Raw genomic sequence first — 10,467 nt, forward strand, 5'->3', positions numbered from 1 at the left:
TGTGCTCGACGAGCCACGGCGCGGGCTCGGAGGCGGCGGCCGGTGCGGCGGCGGCCGGCGTGGGAGCGGCGGAAGACGGCGCTGCCGCAGCCGGCGCGTCCTCATCGAATGCCGAAGGTTGCGCCGTCGCCTCGTCCGCGTCGGCGCTTGCACCGAACACCGACGAGAACACGTCCGGCAGCCCGCCTTCGCCTGCTGCGTACGGATTGACCGTCGGGCGGGCCAGCGCCGCACCCGGGCGCGACACGATACCCGGCACGGCGGCGGCCGGCACGGATTCCGGCGTGCGCGACGCGGCGATGCGCGGACGCGCCGCGGCCGGCGGCGTCACGGCGGCCAGGTCCGAATCTGCCAGGGCGACGATTTCCACGCTGCCGTCATCGAGCGTGCGGTTCGACAGCACGACCGCGTCGGCGCCGAGCGCCTCGCGCACCAGACGAAGTGCGTCGCGGCTCGTTGCGCCGGTGAATTTGCGAATGTTCAAGCGGAACCCCCGATGACGTTAACGACTTTGATCGTGCGTGTGTCCGGCACTTCGGCATACGACAGCACTTTCAATTGCGGCAGGCTGCGGCGCAGGAAACGCGCGAGCATCGCGCGCAGCGCGTGCTGCACCAGCAGCACGGGCGGCAGCCCGAGATTCTGTTGACGCAGCATCGCCTGTTGCGTGCCGGTCAGAAGGTTGTGCGCGAGGCCGGGTTCGAGGCCCGGGTTCGCGCCGGTGGCGAGCGCCTGCGACAGCACGCGCTCGAGATTCGAGTCGAGGCCCATCACCTGCATCTCGCCCGCCCCCGGATACCACTGCTGCGTGATCGCGCGGCCGAGCGCGAGCCGCACCGCGGCCGTGATCTCGAACGCATCGCCGCGGCCCGCGTGTTCGGACACCGCTTCGAGGATCGTGCGCATGTCGCGGATCGGCACGCCTTCCTCGAGCAGGTTCTGCAGCACTTTCTGCAGCGTGGTGAGCGAGATCGTCTTCGGCACGAGGTCCTCGACGAGCGACGGCGCATCCTTGCCGGTGCGCTCGACGAGCGACTGCACTTCCTGGCGGCCGAGCAGCTCGGCCGCGTGCTGGACGACCAGATGGTTCAGGTGCGTCGCGACGACCGTGCTCGCGTCGACCACCGTGTAGCCGTACACCTGCGCCTGTTCGCGCATCGCGACGTCGATCCACACGGCCGGCAGCCCGAACGCGGGATCCTGCGTGACGGCGCCCGGCAGCGCGGCCGTCACCTGGCCGGGGTTGATCGCGAGCCACTGGCCCGGGAACACTTCGCCGACGCCGATCTCGACGCCCTTCAGCGCGATCCGGTACGCGTTCGGTCGCAGCTCGAGGTTGTCGCGGATATGGATCACCGGCGGCAGGAAGCCGATTTCCTGCGCGAATTTCTTGCGGATGCTCTTGATGCGCTTGAGCAGTTCGCCGTCGCTGTTCTTGTCGACGAGCGGGATCAGGCGGTAGCCGACTTCCAGCCCGAGCGGGTCGATCAGCTGCACGTCGTCCCAGGTCGCCTCGTGGCTGTCCGCCGGCAGCGCCGCGGGCGGCGCGATGTCGGTCAGGTCGCCGGCCGCCTTGCGGGCCGCCGCGCGCTTGGTCTGCGTGCGGGCCAGCCAGATCGCGCCGCCGCCGAGTGCGAGGAACGCGAAGTGCGGCATGCCCGGGATCAGGCCCATCAGCACGATGATCGCGCCGGTGATGTTCAGCACGCGCGGGTTCGTGAACAGCTGGCCGGTGATCTGCGTGCCGATGTCCTCGTCGGTCGCGACGCGCGACACGATCACGCCGGCCGCGGTCGAGATCACGAGCGACGGGATCTGCGCGACAAGGCCGTCGCCGATCGTCAGCAGCGTGTAGTTGGTGCCGGCGGCCGCGAACGTCATGTCGTGCTGGACCATCCCGACGATCAGCCCGCCGATCACGTTGATCGCCATGATGATCAGGCCGGCGATCGCATCGCCGCGCACGAACTTCGACGCGCCGTCCATCGACCCGTAGAACTCGGCTTCCTGCGATACGGCGAGGCGGCGCTTGCGCGCCTGCTCTTCGTTGATGAGGCCCGCGTTCAGGTCGGCGTCGATCGCCATCTGCTTGCCGGGCATCGCGTCGAGCGTGAAGCGCGCGGACACTTCGGCGATCCGCCCCGCGCCCTTCGTGATCACCATGAAGTTGATGATCATCAGGATCACGAACACGACGATGCCGACCGCGAAGTTGCCGCCGACCAGGAAGTGGCCGAACGCCTCGATCACCTGGCCGGCCGCGTCCGGGCCCGTGTGGCCTTCGAGCAGCACGACGCGCGTCGATGCGACGTTCAGCGACAGGCGCAACAGCGTCGAGAACAGCAGCACGCTCGGGAACGCCGCGAAGTCGAGCGGCTTCATCGTGTACATGCTGACGAGCAGCACCATCACGGACAGCGCGATGTTGAACGTGAACAGCAGATCCAGCAGCATCGGCGGCAGCGGCAGGATCATCATCCCCAGGATCATGCAGATGAGGATCGGGCCCGCGAGCGCGCGCAGGTTCGTGCCCGCGAACGGGTTCGGGCGCTTCGCGAACAGGCCGGTGGTCGGGGTGCTCATGCTGCGGTCCCTTGCTTGCCGAGGGTGTCCTCGGCTTCTTCACGTTCGTCGTCGGCGGCGACCGACGTCCCCTTGTCGAGTTCGGCCGGCACCTCCAGATCGACCGGCATCGCCGGGAACGCGCCGCCTTCCGAACGGAAGCGCTTGAGCTGGTAGACCCACGCGAGCACTTCGGCGACGGCCGAGTACAGCGAGCCGGGAATCTCGCGTTCGAGTTCGACGTTGTGATACAGCGCACGCGCGAGCGGCGGCGCTTCGAGCAGCGGCACGTTGTGTTCCGCCGCGAGTTCGCGGATGCGCGCGGCGACGAGGTTCACGCCCTTCGCGACGACCTTCGGCGCGCGCATCTCGCCGTCCGTGTATTGCAGCGCGACGGCGAAGTGCGTCGGGTTCGTCACGACCACGTCGGCCTTCGGCACGGCCGCCATCATCCGGCGGCGCGCGATCGCGCGCTGCTGCTGGCGGATCCGCCCCTTCACGTGCGGATCGCCTTCGTTCTCGCGATGCTCGCGCTTCACTTCTTCCTTCGTCATGCGCAACTTCTTGTCGTACTGCCAGATTTGGTAAGGCACATCGAGTGCGGCGACCACCAGCATCCCGGCGACCGTCGTGCCGCAGCACACGGCGATCAGGTGCAGCGCATCGGGCAGCGCCACGCCGAGCGGCTGCGTCGCGAGGGCGAGCAGCTCGTCCTTGCTGCGCCAGATCGCGATGCCGCCGATGCCGCCGACGACCAGCGTCTTCGCGAACGACATCCCGAGCTGGATCGGCCCCTGGATCGAGAAGATCCGGCCGAGGCCCGAGATCGGGTTCAGGCGGTCGAACTTCAGCTCGAACGTCTTCGACGAGATCAGCCAGCCGCCGAGCGCCATCGGCGCGAGCAGCGCGGCGACGCCGGTGAGCGCGAGGATCGGCAGCAGCGCGGCGAAGCCTTCGAGGCTCGCGCTGCCGGCTGCCGACAGCATCCGGTTCGTGTCGAACGCGGTCGCGCGATCGAACGTGAACGCGCCGCGCAGCATCGCCTGCAGATGCCCGCCCGACGGGCCCGCGAGCAGCCACGCGCCGTAGAACCCGGCCGCGAGCAGCGCGAACGAAGCCAGCTCGCGCGAACGCGCGACCTGCCCCTCCTCGCGCGCCTTCTCGCGGCGCCTGGGAGTGGCGGCTTCGGTCTTGTCGAGATCGCTCTCGTCTGCCACGGGGCCTCCAGTCGGGTACGGCGGAATGCCGCTTTCCAGTGACACCGATTATTCATGGAGGCGTCAAACGCCGATCGGTCGAGCAAAGCCGGGAAAGGGGGGTATTTCGGGGAATCGGGCGAGCCGGCGCGAACGGGGCTGGACGGGAGACGGAACGGTGTGCGGCGCGGCGGAAAAACGTGCCGACCGGTGCGATCGCAACGTGTCGGCTCCGGACGAAGCGACGACGACGACGTGAAGCGGGGAAAAGGCGAGGAAACGGTGAGGCAGTGAAGCGTTGCCGCGGATGCGACGCGAAATCGGGCCCCGACGCGGCGGCGTCGCGCGTCGGGGCAGGTGTCGGTCAGGCCGCCACGATCGGGTCCGCGCCGAAGCGGTTCGGACCTTCGGTGCCGCGCGAGCACATCCACACGAGCAGCAGGATGGCGCCGACGATCGGGATCAGCGCGAGCAGCAGGAACCAGCCCGAGCGGCCCGTATCGTGCAGCCGGCGTACGCTGACCGCGATGCTCGGAATGATCAGCGCCAGCGAAACCAGGCCGATCACGACGAGCAGCAGCAGCGTGATCAGGCCGGCGTCGCGGCCGGCCGCGCCGATGATCTGCGCGGCGATCGACAGCGCACAGGTCAGCAGCGCGAAATACCAGTATTCGGCACGACGCGCACGGCCTTCGAATGTCGCGTATTTATTGAGTGCGGAACGAACGGCTTCGGAAAAATTCATTTTATTACCCTCCTGTTTTATATAGACGACCCCGGAAACAACGCCGGCATTATATGTTTGAATTTCGCCGCGCTCCATCTCTTTTCACGTACCGGCCAGGGCGCACCGGGCCGTTTCGCCCGCCCGTACGGCGCCGGCACGGCGCGGGAATGGCTGCAACAGCGGAATGCCGCGCCATCGGCTTGCATGCCGCGTCATTTTAATAATCTTGAAGACCTGACAGAAACGACAGCCCCGGATAATCCAGCATTTGATTACATCCGAATGAAATCGGGTGCGATCGATAATCGGCAGCCCGTGTGCCGCATTCGATTAACCGGCCGGCATTACGCGGGCATGCAAAGCGCGCTACGCTTCGCCATGACTTGCCGATTCCGCTCGAACCGCACCATGCTCCGTCATCCGCTCGCTCCGTTGCTGTCGCTTGCCTGCGCGCTGACCGCCGGCTGCGCGGGCACGCCGGCCCTGCCGCCCGGCGCGCAGGCGCCTGACGCGCCGCACCCCGGCACGATCGCCCTGCACCATGCGTGGAACGGATCGACGCAAACCCTGCGCGCGCAGGATTTCCCCGCGAGCTTCACCTTCCGCTGCGTCGACACGCGCGGCGAGCCGGCGGCACGCGCCCGCGCGGCCTGGTGCGTGCCGGTCGTCGAGATCGAATCGGTGTCGGTCGATGCCGCCGGGCGCCCGGTCGCGCCAGCCGATGCCGTCCGGATCGAAAGTACCGCGTACGGGCCCGGCCACCGCTTCCTCGACCACACGCGCCTGATGCGCGACGGCCGGCCACCGGCCTAGCGCCCGTTCCGGCCGCTCACGGGTTTGCGCGGCCCCTGGCGCCGGTTCGCCGGTTCGCCGGTTCACCGGTTCACGCCTGCGACGGGCTACCCGCCTCCTAGCCCGCCGCCGCGCGCTGCAGCGCGTCGAGATCGAGCTTCTTCATCGTCATCACCTGCGCCATCACGCGCTCCGCACGCGCCGGATCGCCCGTCATCAGCTCGCTCATCTGCGCCGGCACGACCTGCCACGACACGCCGAAGCGGTCGCGCAGCCAGCCGCACTGCTGCGCACGCTCGTCGCCGCCTTCCGACAGGCGCGCCCAGTAGTGGTCGATTTCGTCCTGGTCCCGGCAATTGACGACGAACGACACGGCCGGCGTGATCTGGAACACGGGGCCGCCGTTCAGCGCGACGAATGCCTGCCCGTCGAGCTCGAACGCGACAGTCATCACCGCGCCCTCCGCGCTGCCGGACGCGTGCGCGCCGGCCTTGCCGTAGCGCGCGACGTGCACGATGCGCGCGTTGTCGAACACCGATACGTAGAAACCGGCGGCCGCCTCGGCGTCGCGGTCGAACCACAGGAACGGCGTGATGCGTTGTATGCGCGGGGTCATGGCGCTGTCTCCTCGATGTCGTGCCGGCACGGGTGCCGGTATTACATCGTAGGCGCTGTGCCCGCGCGCGGCGGCCCGCCGGTCGAACCCGTCGTGCCGCGCACGGCCGTCGAATAAAAAAGGGGGCGATCGCTCGCCCCCTTGGTCCTGCGTCTCGCCTTGCCGCGTCAGAACGCGACGAAAGGCGCCGCGCCGCCGCTCGCGGTCTTGTCCATTCCGAAGTAGATCGTCTTGCCGTAGAAGTGCGGCATGCCGATATCGAGCCAGCCGGACGAACCGAACGGGCCCGCGATGTCGTTGAACGCGAACGTCGACGGGTTCGAGAACAGCGAATCCGCGTTCACGACGGGCATCGATACCGTACCGCTCACGCCGTTCTGGCCGGTCAGCGTCGCCGAGTAGGTGGTCGACGCCGTCGGGCAGTAGAACTGCGTGTTCTTCGAACAGGCCGTCTGCGACGAATCGTTGAAGAAGTACGCATTCGAACCCGTATCGAAGAACGCGGTCACGTTGCGGCCGAGGAACGTCGCACTGACGTCGCCCGTCGTGGTCGACGTCATCACGGTCTTCCCGGTCAGGGCGGGCAGGCCGAACGTCAGCGTCCCGGTCGCACTCGCCTGTCCGTTGTTCGAGATGGTCGGCATGCTCACGCTCACCCCGCTGCTGTCGGCGAAGCGATGCACCGGGTTGGCCACCTGCTGCGCCACCGGCACGAGCGCGACCGTGCAGCTCGCGTTGTCGCCGTTCGGGCAGGCGTAGTAGTTGTTGTTCGTCGACGTCGACGTGGCGCAGGTGGTGCCGCAGTCGACCGGTGCCGGCCCGATGCCGAGGATCCCGTTCGCGCCGAGCGCGCTCGCCGAGTTGGCCGACGCGCCGCCGTTCGTGCACGAGCTCGGCACGTTCGTCGTGCCGAGGTCGCCGATGATCTGCACGGGCAGCGAACTCGCCTGCTCGGAGCCGATCGACAGGTCGACCGTGCGCACGGACCCCCACGTATAGCTCGACACGAACTTGCCGCACTCGGCGACCGGCGCGCCGCCGCTCGTCACCTGCGGGAGGTTGCCGAGCACACCCGACACGGCGCTGCCGACGAGCCGCAGCCCGTAGGACGCGGTATCGACGAGCACGTTGTTGACCACCTGGCAGTTCGACGTGCCCGGCACGCAGACCTTCAGGCTGACGGTCGGGATGTTGATCACGTTCGCGACGCCGGCGTTGACGGTGATGACGGCCGTGTTCCCGGAATTGCCGTCCGAGCCGCCGTTACCGTTGTTGCCGCCGTTGCCGTTGTTGCCCGAACTGCTGCCGCCGCCGTCTCCGCCGCCGCATGCCGTCACGAGGACGGCCGTCGCCGCCGCGAGGCCCAGCACGCCGAGCCAGCGCTTGAATGTACGAGGAATTTTCAAGATCGCTCTCCCGCAGTCACTGGATGTCGGTGCCGGTCAGGCCGGCAGGCAGCGCCGCCGGCAGCCACGCCTGGCCCGAGAAGGCGCCCATGTGGCCGCCTGTCCGGATCACGAGGCCGCGGGTGTCGACGGACACGGGCGCACGCCAGCCGCCCGCCTTGTGCGCCGCCTGGACGCCTGCGGTGTACTGCGGGAAATAGCTGCCGAGCAGCGACGCGAGATCCGGCATCGTCGGCCCTTGCCACGCGAGGCCGAACACGCTGCCGGCGGCCGACGTGTATTCGTGGATGACGGTGCCCGATCCGAGCGTGATCTCGCGGACGGTATAGGCGGCCGTGCTCGTCTGCATGCCGTCTGCCGAACGCATCGCGCGCTGCAAGGCGCGCACGGTTGCGGCCCGATCGTCCGTCGGCGGCGACATCGGCGCGCCGCCCAGTTCCGCGTATGCGTGGACGCTCCACAGCACACCCATTGCAGCCGTCGCGTGCGCGACGGCCCAGCCCAAGCGTTTCAGCTTCACGTTCCCCCCCAGGGACTGGCTTCGTTGCCGGCGGTGCGGCCATCGCGCCCGCGCCGCCTGCCAACGTATGAAATCGTATGAATGACGCTACGTTGCTGCTGACGCGTAGTATGCCTGCTGAGTGTGCCGAAGTGTCAATTTGACGCAGGATCACCCTGCGCCACGCGGGAGCCGCGTGCGCGTGAAGCAGTGGGGGACGGTGTGACGCGTGCATCGGGCGCCGCCGCGACAGGCGGCGCCCGATGCACGCGGCAGGGTCAGAAGCCCAGGCTGGCGAGCAGGTCGTCCACCTGCCCCTGGTCCTGGACCACGTCGGTTTTGCCTTCCGGCGCGATCTGCGGGCCGTTCAGCAGCGACTCGGGGCTGCCGGTCGAGCTGATCTGCTCGGCCGCGAGCGCGGCCGCGGTGGCCGCGAACTGCTCGCGCCGCTCGGGCGCAATGTTCTCGACGAGCACCGTGAGGAGCTGCTGCTCGATCAGGTAGACCATGTCCATGATCTTCTTGATCACCTGCCCGGTCAGGTCCTGGAAATCCTGCGCGAGCATGATCTCGAGCAGTTGCGCGCTGGTTGCCGAAGCCGACTCGGGCAGCGTGCGCAGGAACGTGCGCGTATCGTCCATCAGCTCGCGCACTTCCGCGTGCTCGATCGGTGCCGCGTACCACTGCGCCCAGCGCGCGTCGAGCGCCTCGGCCTCGTTCTGGATGCGCTCCTGCATCGGCTTCGCGACCTCGATCGCGTTCAGCACGCGCTCGGCGGCCTGCTCGGTCATCGTCGCGACGTAGCGCAGCCGGTCGCGCGCATCGGGCACGGCTTCCGCCGCCCGCTCGACATGCTTGTCGAGCCCGAGCTCGCGCATCGAATCGCGCAGCGCGCGCGTGACATGGCCGATGCGCGCGAGGATGCGGTCGCTCGCGAAATCGGCGCCTTCGGCGTGGCCGTCGGCACTGAACCCGGCGCCGGTCAGCGCGGCATGGATCGGCTCGTTCACGTCAGCTCCCGGTCTTCGCCATCTTGTCGATGATCTTGTTCAGCTTCTCGTCGAGCGTCGCGGCCGTAAACGGTTTCACGACGTAGCCGCTCGCGCCGGCCTGCGCGGCCGCGATGATGTTCTCCTTCTTCGACTCGGCCGTGACCATCAGCACCGGCAGGTGCGTGAGCGTCGCGTCCGCGCGGATTTCCTTCAGCATCGCGAGGCCGTCGAGGTTCGGCATGTTCCAGTCGGAGATCACGAAGTCGAAACCGCCGCCGCGCAGCCGCGCCAGGCCGGCCGCGCCGTCCTCGGCCTCGTCGACGTTCGAATAGCCCAGTTCCTTGAGCAGGTTGCGGACGATCCGGCGCATCGTCGGGAAATCGTCCACCACCAGGATTTTCATGCTCTTGTCCATCGTCGTTCCTTTCCAGATTCGTTTCCGTCGGGACGCGTATCGTGGCACGCGCCCCGTGACATTCCATTCAAACGCGCTGCACGCGGTCGCCCATCGTCGCCAGGCGCGCCATCACGCGACGGCTCATCTCGGCGAGCGGCACGATCTCGTCCGCGCCGCCGAGCGCGATCGCCTCGCGCGGCATCCCGAACACGATGCAGCTTGCTTCATCCTGCGCGAACGTGTGAGCGCCCGCGCGTTTCATTTCCAGCAGGCCGGCCGCGCCGTCGCGGCCCATCCCGGTCAGGATCACCCCGAGCGCGTTCTTGCCCGCGTGCGTCGCCGCCGAGCGGAACAGCACGTCCACCGACGGACGGTGCCGGTTCACCGGCGGCTCGTCCGACAGTTGCGCAATATAGTTCGCCCCGCTTCTCGCCAGCAACAGGTGCGCGTGGCCCGGCGCAATATACGCGTGGCCCGGCAGCACCCGCTCGCCGTGCTCGGCTTCCTTCACCGCGATCCGGCACAGGCCGTTCAGCCGCTGCGCGAACGACTTCGTGAAGCCCGGCGGCATGTGCTGCGCGATCAGCACGGCCGGCGCATCCGGCGGCAGCGGCGTCAGCACTTCGCGGATCGCCTCGGTGCCGCCCGTCGACGCGCCGATGATGATCAGCTTCTCGGTACTGACGAGCGGGTTGTTGATCATCGGCGCGGCCGGGTGGCTGTCCGCCGTGCGCGCGACCGCCTGCGGCTGCGGCGCCTGGCGCACGCGCGCCCGCGACGCCGCGCGGATCTTGTCGGCGAGCTTTTCCGCGTAGTCGAGCATCCCGTCGCGAATCCCGACGCGCGGCTTCGTGACGAAATCGACCGCGCCGAGTTCGAGCGCACGCAGCGTGATTTCCGAGCCGCGCTCGGTCAGCGACGACACCATCACGACCGGCATCGGCCGCAGGCGCATCAGCTTCTCGAGGAAGTCGAGCCCGTCCATGCGCGGCATTTCGACGTCCAGCGTGAGCACGTCGGGGTTGTGCTGCTTGATGAGCTCGCGCGCGACGAGCGGATCGGGCGCGGTCGCGCACACCGTCATGTCGGGCTGGCTGTTGATGATCTCGGTCATCAGGCTGCGGATCAGCGCCGAATCGTCGACGCACAACACTTTGATCTTCTGCACTGCGGTCATGCCTCCTGCTTTCTTGATAGGTTCGCCGCCCGCACGCCGCCGGCCGGCGCCGCGCTGCGCGCGCCGAACAGCTCGATGCGCGGCCGCGCCGGCTGCGGCGGGG

The 10,467-nt window shown here is 68.5% G+C and carries 10 protein-coding genes and 2 pseudogenes; 1 reads left to right on the top strand and 11 read right to left on the bottom strand.

The annotated features are described in order from the left end of the window. From flhF to F3J15_RS35915, 4 genes and pseudogenes are all read right to left on the bottom strand, one after another. A pseudogene (flhF, locus tag F3J15_RS35900) lies at positions 1–484 on the bottom strand (flagellar biosynthesis protein FlhF); the annotation flags it as partial. Next, positions 481–2,583 (bottom strand): flagellar biosynthesis protein FlhA, encoded by a 2,103-nt coding sequence (gene flhA / locus F3J15_RS35905; RefSeq protein WP_166897321.1) that lies wholly within the window; start codon positions 2,581–2,583, stop codon positions 481–483. The pseudogene flhF and the gene flhA, both read right to left, overlap by 4 nt. Then, positions 2,580–3,779: a flagellar biosynthesis protein FlhB gene (gene flhB / locus F3J15_RS35910; protein WP_069246870.1), complete on the bottom strand. Its 1,200-nt coding sequence runs from the start codon at positions 3,777–3,779 to the stop codon at positions 2,580–2,582. Before flhB ends, flhA begins: the two co-directional genes overlap by 4 nt. 343 nt (positions 3,780–4,122) lie before the next feature. Then, complete coding sequence (locus tag F3J15_RS35915) at positions 4,123–4,503, bottom strand: DUF805 domain-containing protein (protein WP_069246869.1); 381 nt, start codon at positions 4,501–4,503, stop codon at positions 4,123–4,125. 57 nt (positions 4,504–4,560) lie between these two features. On the opposite strand from F3J15_RS35915, the gene F3J15_RS35920 reads away from it, so the two are divergent. Beyond that, positions 4,561–5,298 (top strand): hypothetical protein, encoded by a 738-nt coding sequence (locus tag F3J15_RS35920; protein ID WP_166897324.1) that lies wholly within the window; start codon positions 4,561–4,563, stop codon positions 5,296–5,298. A 97-nt stretch (positions 5,299–5,395) separates the two neighbouring features. Here F3J15_RS35920 and F3J15_RS35925 read toward each other — a convergent pair whose 3' ends face one another. The 7 genes and pseudogenes from F3J15_RS35925 to F3J15_RS38300 form a co-directional block, all read right to left on the bottom strand. Further along, positions 5,396–5,893: a VOC family protein gene (locus F3J15_RS35925; protein ID WP_069246867.1), complete on the bottom strand. Its 498-nt coding sequence runs from the start codon at positions 5,891–5,893 to the stop codon at positions 5,396–5,398. Between the two features lie 167 nt (positions 5,894–6,060). After that, a complete protein-coding gene (locus tag F3J15_RS35930; RefSeq protein ID WP_166897326.1) occupies positions 6,061–7,299 on the bottom strand; it encodes a DUF3443 family protein in 1,239 nt (412 codons plus the stop codon). A gap of 16 nt (positions 7,300–7,315) precedes the next feature. Continuing rightward, entirely contained in the window at positions 7,316–7,819 is a 504-nt protein-coding gene (locus tag F3J15_RS35935) for a DUF2844 domain-containing protein (protein WP_166897329.1), read from the bottom strand. A 257-nt stretch (positions 7,820–8,076) separates the two neighbouring features. After that, positions 8,077–8,808: a protein phosphatase CheZ gene (cheZ, locus tag F3J15_RS35940; protein WP_069246864.1), complete on the bottom strand. Its 732-nt coding sequence runs from the start codon at positions 8,806–8,808 to the stop codon at positions 8,077–8,079. Between the two features lies 1 nt (position 8,809). Continuing rightward, a complete protein-coding gene (gene cheY, locus F3J15_RS35945; RefSeq protein WP_039346818.1) occupies positions 8,810–9,205 on the bottom strand; it encodes a chemotaxis response regulator CheY in 396 nt (131 codons plus the stop codon). A gap of 67 nt (positions 9,206–9,272) precedes the next feature. After that, entirely contained in the window at positions 9,273–10,364 is a 1,092-nt protein-coding gene (locus tag F3J15_RS35950; RefSeq protein WP_069246863.1) for a chemotaxis response regulator protein-glutamate methylesterase, read from the bottom strand. Beyond that, a pseudogene (locus F3J15_RS38300) lies at positions 10,361–10,467 on the bottom strand (chemoreceptor glutamine deamidase CheD); the annotation flags it as partial. The pseudogene F3J15_RS38300 and the gene F3J15_RS35950, both read right to left, overlap by 4 nt.

The organism is Burkholderia sp. Ap-955 (assembly GCF_011753045.1).
GTDB classification, from domain to species: domain Bacteria; phylum Pseudomonadota; class Gammaproteobacteria; order Burkholderiales; family Burkholderiaceae; genus Burkholderia; species Burkholderia lata_D.